Annotated in this window: 19 protein-coding genes; 10 read left to right on the top strand and 9 right to left on the bottom strand. The window is 31.2% G+C overall.

All coding sequences use genetic code 11. The annotated features are described in order from the left end of the window. Window positions 1-23 precede the first annotated feature (23 nt). From glf to B4H69_RS03750, 3 genes are read left to right on the top strand one after another with little or no spacing between them, the layout of a single operon-like run. Window positions 24-1,136: a UDP-galactopyranose mutase gene (gene glf, locus B4H69_RS03760; protein ID WP_180905856.1), complete on the top strand. Its 1,113-nt coding sequence runs from the start codon at window positions 24-26 to the stop codon at window positions 1,134-1,136. 3 nt (window positions 1,137-1,139) lie between these two features. Continuing rightward, window positions 1,140-2,033, top strand: a complete 894-nt coding sequence (locus B4H69_RS03755) for a glycosyltransferase family 2 protein (protein WP_180905857.1) — start codon at window positions 1,140-1,142, stop codon at window positions 2,031-2,033. Next, entirely contained in the window at window positions 2,033-3,049 is a 1,017-nt protein-coding gene (locus B4H69_RS03750) for a glycosyltransferase family 2 protein (protein ID WP_180905858.1), read from the top strand. The genes B4H69_RS03755 and B4H69_RS03750 overlap by 1 nt, the downstream gene beginning before the upstream one ends. A 60-nt stretch (window positions 3,050-3,109) precedes the next feature. On the opposite strand, the gene B4H69_RS03745 is transcribed toward B4H69_RS03750, so the two are convergent. From B4H69_RS03745 to nusB, 6 genes are all read right to left on the bottom strand, one after another. Then, window positions 3,110-3,805, bottom strand: coding sequence for a response regulator transcription factor (locus tag B4H69_RS03745; protein ID WP_019974263.1), 696 nt, complete (start codon window positions 3,803-3,805; stop codon window positions 3,110-3,112). Between the two features lie 4 nt (window positions 3,806-3,809). After that, window positions 3,810-5,363 carry a sensor histidine kinase gene (locus B4H69_RS03740; RefSeq protein WP_038331121.1) on the bottom strand — a complete coding sequence of 518 codons (1,554 nt, stop codon included), beginning with the start codon at window positions 5,361-5,363 and terminating at the stop codon, window positions 3,810-3,812. 72 nt (window positions 5,364-5,435) lie between these two features. Then, entirely contained in the window at window positions 5,436-6,038 is a 603-nt protein-coding gene (coaE, locus tag B4H69_RS03735) for a dephospho-CoA kinase (protein ID WP_180905859.1), read from the bottom strand. 70 nt (window positions 6,039-6,108) lie between these two features. Continuing rightward, a complete protein-coding gene (gene yajC, locus B4H69_RS03730) occupies window positions 6,109-6,465 on the bottom strand; it encodes a preprotein translocase subunit YajC (protein WP_125350678.1) in 357 nt (118 codons plus the stop codon). 24 nt (window positions 6,466-6,489) lie between these two features. After that, window positions 6,490-6,981, bottom strand: coding sequence for a DUF1573 domain-containing protein (locus B4H69_RS03725; protein WP_114998927.1), 492 nt, complete (start codon window positions 6,979-6,981; stop codon window positions 6,490-6,492). 44 nt (window positions 6,982-7,025) lie between these two features. Continuing rightward, complete coding sequence (nusB, locus tag B4H69_RS03720; RefSeq protein WP_260442839.1) at window positions 7,026-8,048, bottom strand: transcription antitermination factor NusB; 1,023 nt, start codon at window positions 8,046-8,048, stop codon at window positions 7,026-7,028. Between nusB and B4H69_RS03715 the strand changes: the two genes are divergently transcribed. Both B4H69_RS03715 and B4H69_RS03710 read left to right on the top strand, forming a co-directional pair. Next, window positions 8,039-9,796: an ABC transporter ATP-binding protein gene (locus tag B4H69_RS03715; RefSeq protein WP_180905861.1), complete on the top strand. Its 1,758-nt coding sequence runs from the start codon at window positions 8,039-8,041 to the stop codon at window positions 9,794-9,796. The genes nusB and B4H69_RS03715 overlap by 10 nt on opposite strands. A gap of 117 nt (window positions 9,797-9,913) precedes the next feature. Next, the gene (locus tag B4H69_RS03710) at window positions 9,914-10,294 is read left to right on the top strand and encodes a PUR family DNA/RNA-binding protein (protein ID WP_114998930.1); all 381 of its coding nucleotides are present in this window, start codon (window positions 9,914-9,916) and stop codon (window positions 10,292-10,294) included. Window positions 10,295-10,350: 56 nt separating this feature from the next. Here B4H69_RS03710 and B4H69_RS03705 read toward each other — a convergent pair whose 3' ends face one another. Together B4H69_RS03705 and sucC are read right to left on the bottom strand one after the other, a co-directional pair. Then, the gene (locus B4H69_RS03705) at window positions 10,351-10,872 is read right to left on the bottom strand and encodes a hypothetical protein (RefSeq protein WP_286474944.1); all 522 of its coding nucleotides are present in this window, start codon (window positions 10,870-10,872) and stop codon (window positions 10,351-10,353) included. 180 nt (window positions 10,873-11,052) lie between these two features. Continuing rightward, on the bottom strand, window positions 11,053-12,246 hold the full coding sequence (sucC, locus tag B4H69_RS03700) for an ADP-forming succinate--CoA ligase subunit beta (protein WP_180905863.1): 1,194 nt from the start codon (window positions 12,244-12,246) through the stop codon (window positions 11,053-11,055). 284 nt (window positions 12,247-12,530) lie between these two features. Here sucC and B4H69_RS03695 point away from each other — a divergent pair, with 284 nt between their 5' ends. The 3 genes from B4H69_RS03695 to B4H69_RS03685 all read left to right on the top strand — a co-directional run bounded on the left by B4H69_RS03695 (window position 12,531) and on the right by B4H69_RS03685 (window position 14,682). After that, the gene (locus B4H69_RS03695) at window positions 12,531-13,205 is read left to right on the top strand and encodes an ABC transporter ATP-binding protein (RefSeq protein ID WP_180905864.1); all 675 of its coding nucleotides are present in this window, start codon (window positions 12,531-12,533) and stop codon (window positions 13,203-13,205) included. Further along, complete coding sequence (locus B4H69_RS03690) at window positions 13,206-13,970, top strand: TIGR02757 family protein (protein WP_180905865.1); 765 nt, start codon at window positions 13,206-13,208, stop codon at window positions 13,968-13,970. Window positions 13,971-14,031: 61 nt separating this feature from the next. Further along, window positions 14,032-14,682: an alpha/beta hydrolase gene (locus B4H69_RS03685; RefSeq protein WP_180905866.1), complete on the top strand. Its 651-nt coding sequence runs from the start codon at window positions 14,032-14,034 to the stop codon at window positions 14,680-14,682. 43 nt (window positions 14,683-14,725) lie between these two features. Here the strand turns inward: B4H69_RS03685 and B4H69_RS03680 are convergent, their stop codons facing one another. After that, entirely contained in the window at window positions 14,726-15,241 is a 516-nt protein-coding gene (locus B4H69_RS03680; RefSeq protein WP_114998950.1) for a Smr/MutS family protein, read from the bottom strand. A 104-nt stretch (window positions 15,242-15,345) separates the two neighbouring features. Between B4H69_RS03680 and B4H69_RS03675 the strand changes: the two genes are divergently transcribed. Both B4H69_RS03675 and B4H69_RS03670 read left to right on the top strand, forming a co-directional pair. Continuing rightward, window positions 15,346-16,530 carry a glycosyltransferase gene (locus B4H69_RS03675; RefSeq protein ID WP_180905867.1) on the top strand — a complete coding sequence of 395 codons (1,185 nt, stop codon included), beginning with the start codon at window positions 15,346-15,348 and terminating at the stop codon, window positions 16,528-16,530. Continuing rightward, complete coding sequence (locus B4H69_RS03670) at window positions 16,517-17,428, top strand: glycosyltransferase family A protein (RefSeq protein ID WP_180905868.1); 912 nt, start codon at window positions 16,517-16,519, stop codon at window positions 17,426-17,428. The genes B4H69_RS03675 and B4H69_RS03670 overlap by 14 nt, the downstream gene beginning before the upstream one ends. Window position 17,429 lies beyond the last annotated feature (1 nt).

The raw sequence follows: 17,429 nt of genomic DNA, 5'->3' as shown, positions 1-17,429 counted from the left end.
TAAATCAAATCAAACTAAATTCTATGAATAATCAATATGATTATCTTATTATCGGAGCAGGAATTTTTGGAGCTGTTTCGGCTTATGAATTAACAAAGAAGGGCTATAAATGTCTTGTAATAGAGAAAAGAAGTCACATTGCTGGGAATTGTTTTACAGAAAATATAGAAGGAATTAATGTCCATAAATATGGCGCACATATTTTTCATACAAATGATAAATCGATTTGGGATTATGTGAATCAATTTGCAGAATTTAATCGATATACAAATTCGCCAATAGCAAATTATAAAGGAGAAATCTACAATCTACCGTTTAATATGAATACGTTCCATCAACTATGGAATGTAAAAACTCCTGATGAAGCAAGAGCAATTATTGCTCAACAAGCGAACGAATTTGGAGTTGAAAATCCATCAAATTTAGAAGAACAAGCAATTTCTTTAGTTGGGTTTGATATTTATAATAAATTAATTAAAGAGTATACAGAGAAACAATGGGGAACAGAAGCTACTAATTTACCAGCTTTTATTATAAAACGTTTACCAGTTCGTTTTACATACGATAACAATTATTTTAACGATAAATACCAAGGAATTCCGATTGGTGGCTATACTCAAATTTTTGAAAAATTATTAGAAGGAGTAGAAGTTCGGTTAGAAACTGATTATTTTCAAAATAGAGAAGATTGGAATAATATTGCTGAAAATATAATCTATACAGGTCCAATTGATGCCTTTTTTGATTATAAATTTGGACAATTGAATTATAGAAGTTTACGTTTTGAAAATGAAATACTTGATCAAGAAAATTATCAAGGAGTAGCAGTTGTGAATTATACTTCTCACGACGAAAAGTATACACGTATTATTGAACATAAGCACTTTGAGTACGGTACTCAACCAAACACCTATATCACCAAAGAATATTCTGATGATTGGAACTTGGACAAAGAGCCTTATTATCCTATCAATAATAAAGAAAATGATGCTATTTTCTCAGAGTATAAAACATTAAGTAAAGAATTATCAAATGTAATTTTTGGAGGTCGACTTGCTGAGTATAAATATTACGATATGCATCAAGTTTTTGGTTCTGCCTTGGTCAAAATGAAGAATATTCCTAATAAAAACTAAATCATGTCCGAAAATAAACCTGCGATTACCTTATTAATGTGTAATTACAATAATGCACATTATTTGAGAAAAGGAATAGAAAGTGTATTAGCTCAAACATTCGAAAATTTTGAGTTGTTAATTTTAGATGACTGTTCAACGGATGAATCTGTAGAAATTATTAAAGAATATGTTCCGAAAGATGAACGTATATCATTCTATCAACAGAAACAGAATGGTGGTTATGGACAAGCTATTTATGATGCAATTAATCTTGCAAAAGCAGATTATGTAGGTATTATTGATCCTGATGATGCGTTGGTGCCAGAAGCATTAGAAGTAATGTTATCTCGTTTACAAGAAAAACCAAATTTAGCTGGTTTATATTCTCAACATTGGATTTGTGATAAAGATCTTAATCCTGTAGAAGTTTGTAAAACAAGTACTAAAATTCCAAATGGAATTACTTATTTAGAATATGGAAAGTCTGCAATGACTCATTTTTTTGTGTTTAATAGATTGAAGTTTATCGAAAATGGTAACATTGACAGAACGATGAGAAATGCTTTAGATCAAGATTGGTATTATAAAGTAGAGGAAGTAGGTGAAGTAGATTTCGTAGAGCAACCACTTTATTTTTATCGTATCTCTCCGACTGGAATTTCTCAAGGATTTAAAAAAAGTTATATCACTTACCGCGATCATCATATCATAAAAGAGAGAGCGTTGGATCGTCGAAAAATTTATGGACAAAAAAGAAAGGAAATCTTAGGGAAATCTAGATCAGAAGTGATGTATAAAAAGTTTAATTATTTATTAAATGAAAAAAATCCTGCTTTTTTAATTCCATTGGCTGAATGTTTTTTTAGAAGTCCAGTTTCAACATTTCAAGCGATTATTTATAAATTGAAAAATTAATGGATATAATTATAAAGTCATATAATCGTCCATACTATTTGCATCGCTGTTTACAATCAATTAAAGAGAATGTCCTAGGAAACTATAAAGTAATCATTGTTGATGATGGTACTCCTCAGAAGTATTTAGATAAAATATCCTCTTTATACGAAGTAGAAATTTTTAAAACAGAAAATTACGAGAAAAAATCGTTTAACATCGGAAATAATTTGATAAACGACGGATTCAATATTCCTACTGAATCATGGAGAAAGGCTGTAGAAAATGCATCAGACTATTTTTTGATTACAGAAGATGATGTTTGGTTTACCAAAGAAATTAATTGTGATGAGTTAGTTGGTTATATGAAATTACATAATATTCATCTAACAAAACTTGGAATTTTAGGTATCTACTCAGATGATAATTATTCTGAAGTTTTATCTCTTTCTAATGAATTAGAAACAACTTACCCCTTAAAAACATTTACTTCTAATCAATTTATTATGAACTTATTTATGTTCAATAAATTCAAATTTTTTACGATTCTTTATAAATTAGGTTTAGTTGATAATCATACAAGAAGAAAATATTGGATTTTGAACTCTATTCTAATGGGAGTTTATAAAAAAGATTATTGGTTGTACATGTGGAAAGACTCTATTAATCACTTGGATGAAAAAATTCAACTGAAAAATGCTGCAGTATGGTTTGGAAAAAATAAGAAAAATAGAAACCTGGTCACTCGAACAAAAGATGAAAAAATGAAGACCACTTTTAAGTCATCTGCATCTGGACAATACCATGATTATAATATTAATTTATCAATAGATAAAGTAAACTCAATTCTAAACGAAGCTTGGTTAAATAAAGAGTTTGACGCCATGCAAAATTATCCAAAAGATTTTTCTGATGATTATATCAAATTTTTTTTAGATAAAGAAAATCATCCTGATGCACAATATGATGAATGGTTTAAATGGGCTGAAAATTTTCGCCAACAATACAGAAATTTAGGAGCAGAAGTCGATAATTAAAAATATAATACCATAAAAAAACCTCAACGTAGTTGAGGTTTTTTTCTATAAAGATTAATCTTATTCCTGAATTAAAAGTCGGAATCCTTCACCGTGAATATTCACGATTTCTACTGCTGGATCTTTCTTCAAATACTTACGTAATTTCGCAATATATACGTCCATAGAACGTGATGTAAAGTAATTATCATCGTGCCAAATACGTGTTAAGGCAATCTCACGAGGCATTAAATCATTTTTGTAAACTGCCAATAAACGTAATAATTCGTTTTCTTTTGGCGAAAGTTTTTGAGATTTACCATCGTAAATTAATTGTCTCAATTTTGCATTGAACGTAAACTTACCAATTTTGAAATCTTCTTGTTCAAATTTTTCTTCTTCGCCAGAATTACGTTGTAAAACAGCTTTTATTTTGTACAATAAAACTTCCGAATCAAATGGTTTTAAGACATAATCGTCTGCTCCAATTTTGTAACCATTCAAAACATCCTCGCGCATGTTTTTCGCTGTTAAAAATATAATTGGTTGTTCACTTTTTAGTTCTTTGATCTCTTTTCCTAATGTAAAACCATCTTTTTTAGGCATCATTACATCAAGGATGCATAGATCATAATCACTTTCTTTAAATTTGGCAAGACCATCCTCACCGTCGATTGCGTGCGTTACGTCAAAATCGTTTATAACCAAATAATCCTTTAATACACTTCCGAAGCTTGGATCATCTTCTACTAAAAGTAATCGTTGTTTATCACTCATTGATCTATGATTTTAGAGGAATTTTAATGAAAAAAGTACTTCCTTTTCCTGCTGAACTTTCTGCCCAAACTTGTCCGCCGTGAAGCTGAACGATTTTTTTGACATAAGCCAACCCAAGTCCATGACCTTTTACATTGTGTATATTTCCCGTTTCTTCTCTATAAAATTGTTCAAATATTTTTTTTAGAACGTTTTGCGACATACCCATTCCTTTATCAGAAATTTCAATTAAAAAATTGTTGTCTTTGTTGTATGTTTTTACTCTAATCTCCGGTGTGTTTGGAGAGTATTTTCGAGCATTATCCAATACATTAATAACGATATTCTCTAAATGGAACGGATCTCCTTTTACAAATGATTGTTCTGCATTGTATTCTTCAAATATTGTACCATTTCTTTCTTCTACAATAAATCTTATCGGCTCAACACTTTTTTGTACAATGCCATTCAAATTTACTTCCTGAAAATTCATATCCATTTGATTGCGATCAAGCTTCGACATTCGTAAGACCATCTCAACGTGAGCATTCATACGTTTGTTTTCTTGTTTGATCAAATCGGCATAATATTTCACCTTTTCGGGATCAGTAAATATTTTTTCGTTGCGCAATGCATCAGACGCAATATTAATGGTTGCAATAGGCGTTTTGAATTCGTGCGTCATATTATTGATGAAATCTGTCTTGATTTCTGAACTTTTGCGTTGCAATTGCATGTAATAAATTGACAAGGAGAAAACCGTAATAATAATCATGGTTAAGATAAATGTCAACGAAATAACTGGAACTGTTGGCGCAACAATGGCTAAATTTCGGTTAACAAAATTCGCTGCTAGATAATATTCGATATGGTCCTTTCTATCCAAAAATAGCGGAACCATAAACTCTATTTTATTGCGATCGAAATCTTTTGATTTGACATTTGTTTCTGTCGAATCTTTTTTCAAAACTGCCAAAATTGGCATTGCTTGATGAATTCCTCTGTTACGTAATTCATTTTTCAAAATCGAATCTAACATCGCATAATTCACACGTTTGTCGATTGGCGTAGAACCAGCATCCCAACGCGCAGCACTTTCCAACGTAAATGTTCCGTCTTGTAAAGCGTGCTCAAAATTCAGATTAAGATTCGGAATTCCTCTTGCAGAAGAATCTTTGTCTATTTTGAAAACGCGTTCTTGCGAATAAATATTTGCTTTCGTTAAGCTGTCATTGTATTTTCCAGATGATGGCAACATCGATTTTTCGACCACATAGCGCGTTACATAAGCGTACGTTACACCAAGCGAATCTTTGATGACTTGATTGGTTACAACTTGCGGTTTATCTTTATTTGATTTTAAATCAGATTGTATATTATTGAATTTCTTATAATAACGCTCTAATTCATTTTTATTTATTTTCTCAGTTGTATAATTCATCGCTTGGTACACATTGTTGTTAAAACTGTCTGTACCATTCTGAATTGTCAAGTTTAGCCAATAGAATTGAATAATTATCAATCCTATAAGCGCAACACTCATGATAACGATTAAGATTTTATAAAATCCTTTTTTCATTTATTTTTTATTGAATGATTAAAAATAGTTTAATCTTTTCTAATTTCTATCTTTTTGTTAAAATTTGGACGATTAAATCATTTTTTTGATTTTGATAAACGTTTGTTCCACTTCATTTTTCAAGTGAGCTAAATCTCCATTATTATCAATAATAAAATCTGATTTAGCGATTCGTTCTTCGTCCGAAATCTGATTGTTTATTCTTGCAAGAATTTCTTCTCGTGATAAACCATCTCTTTCTATAGTTCGTGCAATTCGCGTTTCTATATCGACCACTACACTTATCACAACATCGCAATCTTTGTAACTACCACTTTCTATTAAAATGGCAGCTTCTTTCATTACAATGTCCGATTTTTGAGCTTTTTTCCAATCTTCAAAATCTTGGAAAACTGCTGGATGAACAATTGAATTTAATAGCTTCAATTTTTCATTATTTTGAAAAACTTGTTTTGAAATAAATGGTTTATTCAAACCATTTTCATTGTACGCTTCTTCACCAAAAGTTGCAATAATTTTAACTTTTACTTCAGAGTTTTCATTCTGAATTGTTTTCGCTCTTGTGTCAGAATTATATACCGGAATACCTAATTCTTCGAAGAATTTTGCTGCTGTACTTTTGCCAGAGCCTATTCCGCCAGTAATTCCTGCTACAAAAGGTTGGTTGTTTTTCATGGTTTGAAGTTAAAAAAATGCCGAAGAATAATTCCTTCGGCAATCAGTTAAATATATGTTAACCTTAAACTTAGTTTTTTTCTTCAACTGCTTTTTCTGATTTCTCAGCTTTGTCAGTCGTTTTTGAATAACGTGCAGCAGTTAATTCGCGAGAAATTGCAGCCTTTTCAAATTTAATTTTTCCAGCTCCAGTTTCGATGATAACAGCGTCGTCATAAATTTCGTTGATTTTCCCGTGAATTCCAGAAGTTGTTACAACTTGATCACCACGTTTGATATCCGTTTGAAATTGTTTTTCTTGTTTCGCTTTCTTTTGTTGAGGACGAATCATGAAAAAGTACATAATTACGAACATCCCTCCGAACATCAAAAGCATAGACATTCCTCCGCCTTGTGCACCAGCTTGTAAAAAGATTGTTTGAATCATTTTTATATTTTATCGATTTAATACTTATTGTCCAAATGCTTGTTGCGCATTTTGATCATTTGCAGTAGCTCCAACAACGTTTGCAGAAATATCAAATTTCTCATGACCATTTGTTGTATTAGTTACTAAAGTTACTGTTTTTTGTTGCTTTCCGTTCATGTTTCCAGCTGTGTACACAACTTTGATAGAATCTGTAGCTCCTACTGCAATTGGAGTAGAAGGGAATTCAGGAACAGTACAACCACAAGTTGCAGACGCGTCGCGAATAACTAATGGAGATTTACCATCGTTTTTGAACTTGATATATGTTTCTACTTTATTGTTAGCTTTTACATCTCCAAAATCGTGATTCGCTTCTGCTAATGTTAAAACTGGAGCTGTAGCTGGATCTACAACATTTTCAGCTTGTTGAGCTGTTTCTTCTGCTGTAAAATTGTCGCTAGCTTTTTTCTCTCCACAAGAGCTGATTGCGAATGATAATGCAAATGCACCTAATATAAATAATTTACTTTTCATTTTTATAATTATTTGTCTTAGTCAAAATTAAGAAAAAATAGTGATTATAATAAACCTCTACCGTATTTTGGTAAATTATTATTGTCTTTTAACTCTTTTAATGTTTTATCTAAGATTCCGTTAACAAAAACACGCGATTTTTCTGTCGAATAACTTTTCGCTAATTCCACATATTCGTTGATTGTAACTTTTGCAGGAATGTTTGAGAAATATAAAAATTCTGTCAAAGCCATTTCCAAAATAATCAAATCGATTGTTGCAATACGATCTAATTCCCAGTTTTGAGCTTTTTCGTCAATGATTTTTCTAGTTTCTGCTTGGTGACGAATAGTTTTACGGAATAATTCTTCAGTAAATTTTTTGTCATCTAAATCTTTGTAAACTTTGAACAAAGAAATCAACGGAGAACTGTTTTGACGGAACGATTTTATCGTTGTATGCACCATCGCATTTGCAATATGTACATCGTCTGCCCACGTGATTTGAATTCCTTCTAAGTAATCGTGCAAATCTTCATACTCAGCAATAAACTCTACGAAAAAGTTCAAGATAAATTCTTTGTCTTCCTCAAAAGAATGTTTGTCACTGCTCATGTACGTTTTGTACAATTCGCTTTCTGTCAAATTTTTAAAGATATTGTTTGGATAAGAGTCATAAATATCCCAAAGTAAAAATTTGTTGTCAGTTGAATAACGAGTTAATTCAAGATTTTGTTCAATAATTTTGAATATTTTATTCTGAACAAATTTTAAATTTGGATTTAAATCTTCTTGGGTTGGAAAGTTTTTTGATTTTGCAAGTTCAATTTTATGCTCTGCAATGTCCTTTTGAACTTTGATCAAATTTAGGAGATAAATGTACAAATCGTAGATTTGATCGATACTTTTCATCATATTTTTCTCGACCGCTCTTTCTTCGCCTTCAGTTCCTAAACTATTGTAAGCATAGATATTCTGCATTACTTTTTCGCGTAGTTGTCTTCTTCCCAACATAATTTCAATGATATAACGTCTAATAAATTGATGCAAAGGTAAAAAAAAGAATGTAATTTTGTTTTGTGAAATCATTACAAAAGTTAAATAAATTTTTATGGAAGTATAAATGGAGAATATTTTTGGGCTTCATTTTTACGATTTGTGCCAATTGGGTGCAGGTTTATTCCGTTACATATATTAGAGAAGCAATCAATACAGTTGAAGAATTGCTACGAAATTTTAAGAAAGAAGGAACAGATAACCTCGATCTTTTGAAAGATGGTTTGATGTATGCAAGTTTGGCGTTTTTCTTTTTTAAAGTTTTGGGAGGAGTTTTGACGGTTGGTACTCGACAAATGATTATTGTGGCATCGCGTTATATTGAGTTCGATTTGAAAAATGTGATTTACGATAAATATCAAAAATTATCGTTGTCCTTTTACAAAAAACACAAAACGGGCGATTTGATGAATCGTATTACCGAAGATGTCGGATTGGTGCGTATGTATCTTGGACCTGGAATTATGTATCCGATTGATTTGGTATCGCGAGTTGTGATTATTGCGTATTTTATGTTGCAAATTGATCAACAATTAACGCTTTATACATTGGCTCCTTTGCCGATTTTATCATTGTTAATCTATAATGTTGCACGAAATATTAACAAGAAAAGTAAGCGAGTACAAGAACAACAATCTACGATTTCGTCATCTGTACAAGATACTTTTGCTGGAATTCGCGTGATAAAATCATTCAATTCAGAAGAATTTATAAAATCTAAATACGAAGTAGAAGCAGACGAATATCAGAAACGTGCGCTTAATTTAGCTCAAATTCAGGCAGCTTTTGGACCATTGATGGTTGTTGTAGTTGGAGTGAGTAATCTGGTGATTTTGTATTTGGGAGGAGTAAAATATATAGAAGGAACAATGGATATTGGTTCTATTGCTCAATTTTTCCTTTACCTAAATATGTTAATTTGGCCATTTACTTCCTTAGGTTGGATTACGATGGTTGTACAACGTGCAGAAGCATCAATGTCTCGTATCAACGAGTTTTTGAATGCAGAAACTGATGTAAAAGAAAAACAATTAGTGAATCACGAAGTAGAAGGAACAATCGAATTTAAAAATGTGACGTATATCTACGAAAACACTGGAATTAAAGCGTTGGATAATGTTTCGTTCAAAATTAATAAAGGTGAAACTTTAGCGATTCTTGGAAAAACAGGTTCAGGAAAATCGACAATTGCTTTGTTAGTTGCGCGTTCGTTGGAACCAACTTCTGGTGAAATTTTGATTGATGGTAAAAATATTCATGATATTAATGTAGAATCTATTCGAGAAGAAATTGGTTATGTACCGCAAGAAGCTTTCCTTTTCTCGGATTCGCTAACCAATAATATTTTGTTTGGTTCTGATGATACAGATGAGCAAACGGCCGAAATTTTTGCGAAAAAAGCGGTTGTTCATGACAATATTGATCGATTTAAAGAACGTTACGAAACAGTTGTTGGAGAACGTGGCGTGACGCTTTCTGGAGGTCAAAAACAACGTGTTTCTATAGCTCGTGCATTGGTAAATGATCCACAAATATTAATCTTTGATGATAGTTTATCAGCTGTAGACACCGAAACCGAAGAACAAATCTTAAATAATTTATCTTCTGAAATTAATGGTAAAACAACCATCATTATTACGCATCGTGTGTCTTCTGCAAAGCGCGCTGATCAGATTTTGGTTTTAGAAGATGGTCATGTTTTAGAAAATGGTTCCAACGGCGAATTATTAAATAAGCATGGTTATTATTATGAATTGTACAATAAACAACTGCTAGATTAAGTTTATTTATAGAGATTTAATAAAATAATAGAAAATAATTGTTTAAAATGTTGTTGTTTTCTTAATTTTTTTTAGATTTGTTAGGAAACATTTAACAATTAAACTCTATTTAGACTTATGAATGATTTTGAAAACCAAGAAAAGGTGGATGCAGAAGGAGTCTTTTCAAAGGTATTAAGGGCTGGAAGAAGAACTTATTTCTTCGATGTTCGCGAAACAAGAGCAGGGGATTATTACTTGACGATTACAGAAAGTAAAAAAAATACGCAGGACGATGGAAATGTGTATTACAAAAAACATAAAATCTACTTGTACAAAGAAGATTTTGAAAGTTTCAAAGATATGTTAGACGAAACGACGGATTTTGTTTTTGCACAAAAAGGACAAGAGGTAATTTCGGAAAGACATCAGAAAGATTTTGATCCAAAAAATAAAGTTGTGAGTAAAGAAGAAACGCAAGTTGAATCTTTTACCAATATCGATTTTGACGATATATAGACTTTACTAAATATGCGTAAAAAGAAACCTCCGCTCAAATTATTGAGCGGAGGTTTTTATTTATTTAATTTTTTATAAATCTCAAAAGAAAAATTTCTATAAAAATCTTCTGTTAAAAATTGATTAAGCCCATATTGTTCATAGATATTTTTATTCAAATCTAATGGCAAGCCTAATTGATGCCCATAATACAAATGAAAATCTTTTATTTTATTATTTTCAATCATATAATCAATATACTTATCAGTTTCATCGTATTTATTTGATTCTTCTTTTATTCGTATTAAATTCAAAACAGAATTTTCTTCATAAAATGTAATTTTAACTTCTGCTTTACTTTTTTTGAAATAATTTGTAGCTTCAATTTTTGAATTATATTTTTTGATTTTAGTCTGAATAGAATCATTGATAAATAATTCAAAAGAATCAACTAATTTGTCTTCATTTTTATCAATTAAACGTGAATTAATTTTAAGATTAGAAAATTCAGAATTTGCATTTGGTAAAACTGAACTCGATTTACAATTGAATGATATAGTAATTATTAATAATTGTAGAGTGGCATATATGTATTTCATTTTTGAATATGTTAATTGCTTCAAAAATAATCAATATTAGTAAAATTATTTAATTACAAAATGTCGAGCTGAATTTAATCTTGTGGGATTCTGAAATAAGTTTAGAATGACAATAAATCACAAAAAAAACTCTCAAAGAAATCCTTTGAGAGGTTTGATATATTGTAAATAAGTTAAATCTTAACCTACTAATTCTTCTACTTTATCAGCAGCATCTTTTAATGTGATAGCAGAGTGAACAGCGAAACCTGATTCATCAATCATTTTCTTAGCGATTTCTGCATTTGTTCCTTGTAAACGAACAATAATTGGCACATTAATTTCGTCACCCATATTGTTGTAAGCATCTAAGATACCTTGAGCAACACGATCACAACGTACAATACCACCAAAAATGTTGATTAAGATAGCTTTTACGTTTTTATCTTTTAAGATAATACGGAAACCTTTTTCTACACGTTCAGCATCAGCAGTACCACCAACGTCTAAGAAGTTTGCAGGATTACCACCAGATAATTTGATGATATCCATAGTTGCCATTGCCAAACCAGCTCCGTTAACCATACATCCTACGTTTCCGTCTAATTTTACGAAGTTTAATCCAGCTTCACCAGCTTCAACTTCTGTTGGATCTTCTTCTCTTGTATCACGTAAAGCAGCGATATCTGCATGACGGAATAATGAGTTATCATCGATAGATACTTTAGCATCTACAGCGATAATTTGATCGTCAGATGTTTTAAGAACTGGGTTAATCTCGAACATAGAAGCGTCAATCGCAACGTATGCATTATATAAAGCAGTGATAAATTTAACACCATCTTTGAAAGCGTTTCCTGATAAACCTAAGTTGAAAGCAACTTTACGCGCTTGGAAACCTTGGATTCCTACAGCTGGATCAATTTCTTCTGTAAAGATTTTGTCTGGCGTGTGCTCAGCAACTTCCTCGATATCCATTCCACCTTCAGTAGAATACATAATCATGTTTTTACCAGTAGCACGATCTAATAATACAGAAACATAGTATTCTTCAGTTTCAGATTCACCTGGATAATAAACATCCTCAGCAATTAAAACTTGATGAACTTTTTTACCTTCAGCCGAAGTTTGAGGTGTTACTAACTGCATTCCGATGATTTCGTTTGCTTTCTCTTTAACTTCGTCCAAGTTTTTAGCAAGCTTTACTCCACCACCTTTTCCACGACCACCTGCGTGTACTTGTGCTTTTACGACATGCCAACCTGTACCAGTTTGTTCTGTTAATTGTTTAGCAGCTTCTACAGCTTCTTCTGGTGTAGTAGCAACGATACCACGTTGTACTTTTACACCATATTTACTAAGAATTTCTTTTCCTTGATATTCGTGAAGATTCATTTTTTTTGATTTTTCAATTACAAAAATAAAAATATTGTTGATGTATTCTAAATTTTGCCATATTAATTTTATCAGCTTATGCTAAAAAAGTGGTTAATATTGTTTATTTAGAGGTTACAAGATACGAATATTAATGATTTAAAAAGTCAAAACAATTGTTATATAATTTTTAAATCGTACCAAGTACACTAAAAACTAGTTTAATTTAGATGTCTTTATTTTGAATTAAAAAAAACTTATTACTTATGATTTAAGACTTAGTACTTAATTTATATCTTTACCTCATGATAAAAGCAGAAAATATTGTTAAGAAATTTGGTGAATTAGAAGTGCTAAAAAATGTTTCTTTATCGATTGCAGAAAAAGAAATCGTTTCTATTGTTGGTGCTTCTGGAGCAGGAAAAACAACTTTGCTTCAAATTTTAGGAACATTAGAAAAAAGTTCTGAACCAAAGAAATATAATACTTCTATACAGATTGCGGGACAAGATATCACGAAATTAAACGATCGCGATTTATCTAAATTTCGTAACGAAAACATTGGATTCATTTTTCAGTTTCATCAATTGTTGCCAGAATTTAATGCAATAGAAAATATTTGTATTCCAGCTTTTATCAAGAAAACAAAAAAAGCAGAAGCCGAAAAGCGTGCAAAAGAGTTAATGTCTTATTTAGGACTTTCGCAGCGTTTGACGCATAAACCGAATCAACTTTCTGGAGGAGAACAACAACGTGTAGCAGTTGCTCGTGCACTAATCAATCAACCAAAAGTTGTTTTTGCTGATGAACCTTCTGGTAATTTAGATTCTAAAAATGCTGAAGAATTACACGAATTATTTTTCAATCTTCGAAACGAATTTGGGCAAACTTTTGTTATTGTGACGCATAATGAAGAATTAGCAAACATGACCGATCGAAAATTGGTGATGGCTGATGGAGTTTTTCAAACAGAAATGTAAATGAATCAAAAAGAGTTAAAGGATTTTTTAGACGAAAAAGTTCTTCAATATAATACATTAGACTTTATCGATTCTGATCCAGTACAGATTCCGCATAGATTTTCTGCGAAAGAAGATATTGAAATTGCAGGGTTTTTAGCAGCAACAATTGCGTGGGGAAATCGTAAAATGATTATCAATAATGCGAATAAAATGATGCAGTTAATGGGAAATTCACCTTACGATTTTGTGATGAATTTCTCTGAAAATCATTTAGAGAATTTGGATGGATTTGTTCACAGAACATTCAATAGTGAAGATTTGAAATTTTTCATGCAATCGCTTCGTAACATTTATCAAAATCATGGAGGGTTGGAACAAGTTTTTGCAAAACATCAAACTTCAAATTCGATGCAAGCATCAATTTCGAATTTCAAACAAACTTTTTTCGAGATAGAGCATCCAACTCGAACAACTAAACATATTTCAGATCCGCTGAATAATTCAGCTGCAAAGCGTATCAATATGTACTTACGTTGGATGATTCGTGATGACAAACAAGGCGTAGATTTAGGAATTTGGAAATCCATACCAACTTCTATTCTTTCGTGTCCTTTGGATGTACATTCGGGAAATGTTGCACGAAAATTAAATATTCTGACTCGAAAACAAAATGATGCAAAAGCATTAAAAGAACTGGATACAAAATTGCGAGAAATGGATGCAAATGATCCTGTGAAATATGATTTTGCTTTATTTGGTTTGGGTGTTTTCGAAGGGTTTTAACTGAACTGAAAATAATTTTATTTAGAAAAATTAGAATTAAATTCGCTAAAAATAAGTTTGTATGAAAGATTTGAATGGAATAAAATATATCGAACGTTTACCTGTTGTTTCGACTGAAAAAACGCCTCTTTTTGTGCTGATACATGGTTATGGAAGCAACGAAGAAGATTTGTTTTCGTTTGCACAAGATTTGCCGCAGAATGCGCATATTGTAAGTGTGCGTGCGTTGCATGATATTGTGTATGGCGGATATGCGTGGTATGATATCAATTTTGTGAACAATGAAAAATGGATGGATGAAATGCAAGCAATAGAATCTCGTAATAAATTGGTTGAATTTATTGATGCAATTGTTCAGCAAGAGAATTTAGATGCAGCAAATGTAACATTGATGGGCTTTAGTCAAGGTGCAATTTTGAGTTATGCGATTTCGCTAAATAATCCTGAAAAGATTAAAAACGTGGCTATTTTAAGTGGTTATCCAGAAGCTAAAATTATTGGAGATTTTGATCAATCGAAAGATTTTTCGAATTTAAATTTCTTTGTTTCGCATGGAACAGAAGATGTTGTATTACCAATTGAATTAGGACGAATGGGTGACGAGTTTTTAAAATCCTTGAATATTAATTTTGAATACCACGAATACAGAAGTGGACACGGAATTGTTCCTCAAAATTACTATGATTTGATGGATTGGATCAAAATATTTTAACATAAAGCTGAATTTAATTCAGCTTCTCATCATTATAAGATATTTAAATAAATTTAACTTCTATGGCGTCGCCGTGATATTCCTTGAACGAGGCGTCATAGAATTCGATATTCGTATAACGAAATAATAATTCGGTAATTTCTTTTTTCAGAATTCCTTTTCCGTAACCGTGAATTAAAATCAATCGAATTTGACTTTCGAACATGGCACGTTCCACCTCATTTCGAGCAACATCTAATTGCGTTTGTATAATTTGCGCATTATCCAAATCACGCCAATTATCAACCAGATTTTCGATATGCAAATCAATTTCTCGCGTTAAATACGGATGACGATGAGATTTGCGAAAAGTCTTAAACTTTGGTTTCGAAAATTCTTTGATTTCCTCATCTCGATATTCTTCATAGTCAATCTCAATATCTTTGATGATTTCGTCTTGATGATACTCATATTCAAAACCAAACTCATCATTAAAGTAAACAAAATCACCTTTCAATTTGGTAATTGTTCCCGAAATATTATCATCTATCACTTTAACTTTTGTTCCAATTTTGAACATTTTCTACTTTTTCTGCAAAATTAAGAATTATTTTATGAGTTTTTAGATTGTTGTATTATTCAATTCAAACTCAATGTTGTATTTTTGTTTATTAAACTAACCAAATGTCAAATCAACCTAGAAAAATAAAAGTACTTTTTAGGCTTCGTTCATTAGAAATGGGTGGAGTTCCAAGAGTAGTTTTAGATTTGTTGCGAAACTTACCAAAAGATAAATTCGACTTTACTTTGATGCTTAACTTGTATCAAGGCGAATTGATTAAAGAAATTCCTACTGATGTAAAATTAATTGTTGTAGAAAAAGGAAAAGAACAGATGAGTTCTAATGGTTTTATACAGAAATTACAATTAGTTTGGCGACGATTGAAGTTAGAAGTTTATGATAAATTTCCGTCAATTTTATACAAAATAAAAGTTCCAGAAAAATATGATATCGAAGTTTCCCCTGGTTATGCGGAATTTGATATGGTGTTAAATTCTCCTGATAAAAAATCAAGAAAAATAGGCTGGTTTCATACTGATGTTGGCTATGATAAAGATCAACAGAGAGTTTTGAGTAGAATTGAAAAGATGAAACGTTTTGATTTTATGATTTTTGGTTCGAAACAAACACGTCAAGTAATCGAGGATTTGTATCAAGTTACCTATCCAAAATCGACTATTATTTATAATGTGATAAAAGTGGATGAGGTTTTGAAAAAAGCCGAGCTTTTTGAGTATTCTTATGAAACAGATTTACCGGTTTTTTCGTCTATAGGACGATTACATCATCGCAAAGGTTATCATACCTTGATGAAGGTGCATAAACGATTATTAGATGATGGTTTTGCTCATAAAATTGCGGTAATTGGAGGAGGAAACGAAATGGAAAATTTGATCAATCAACGTAAACAACTAAATGTTGAAGATTCTTTTTTATTGTTAGATTCTCAAACCAACCCTTATCCTTATATCAAAGCGTCAGATTATTTTATTTTGCCAACACAATCTGAGTCATATCCATTGGTTATAGGTGAAGTAATGTGCATGCGTAAACCAATTATTTCGACAAATGTTGGTGGTATTGCAGAAATGATTGATGATGGAGTAGATGGAATTTTAATTCAATATAATGAAGATGAAATGTACGAATCGATGAAATCTTTTATGACGAATCATGATTTGGTGCAAAAAATTATTGAAGGAACTCAAAATGCGTACAATAAATTTGATGAAAAAGAGATTTATCGTCAAGTTTCTGAAGTTTTCGAACAACAATATCAAATCAAATTAGAAAATGAGCGAGGCTAAAATTACCATTGTCACGCCTTCATATAATCGCGCGCATACGTTGACGCGTGTGTATGATTCGTTAAAAAATCAGTCGTTCGAAGATTTTAAATGGATTATTATGGATGATGGTTCTACTGATAATACTAGAGAAATTGTTGAAAAATTTCAATCAGAAGGTTTAATTGATATTGAATATTTTTGGAATGAAAATCAACATAAACTCATTACTGTTTTTGAAGGAATAAAAAAAGTGACTTCTAAATATTTTATGATTGTTGATTCGGACGATTCTTATCCTGAGAATGCTTTACAAATATTATTTGATGAGGTAGAGAAAATCAAAAACCAAGACGAATATATTTCTGTAATGGGATTGTCGCAATATACAGATGGAAAAATTGTTGGAAATCAATATCCAAATAATGGATTTGATGGGTCAATCTTCGATATGCGTTACAAGTATAAAGTGCGTGGAGATAAGTTTGGAATTTTTATAACAAAGACTTATCAACAATTGTTGAAAAACTTTGATTATTCACCTTATAAAAGCAAAGGTTACATTCCACAATCGGTGTTTTTTAATACCTATGATGCTGATGGAGTGAAGACTAGATTTGTGAATAAAGTTGTTCGTAACTATCATTTGGATGAAGAAGATGCTAATTCTGTTTCCAATACACGTTGGACGGGAAAAAATACTTTTGGTTTGATGGAGGGTTATCGTTCTTTTCTAAATTCTTATGGAACAAAACTTTTTGGATATCCAAAAGCTTTAGTTCGTAATTTGGTTGGATATCAAGTTTATTCGATAATCAACCATCGAAATTTGTCAGAAATAAACAAAGGATTGAAGTACTTCAAATTGTTGTCGATATTGCTTTATCCGTTGTCGTATTTATATTTAAAATTGAAGTAAA

The sequence above is a fragment of the Empedobacter sp. UBA6745 genome (assembly GCF_002453775.1).
GTDB lineage: Bacteria > Bacteroidota > Bacteroidia > Flavobacteriales > Weeksellaceae > Empedobacter > Empedobacter falsenii_C.
Note: the sequence above shows the minus strand (reverse complement) of the source record. Positions and strands in the feature narration are given on the sequence as shown.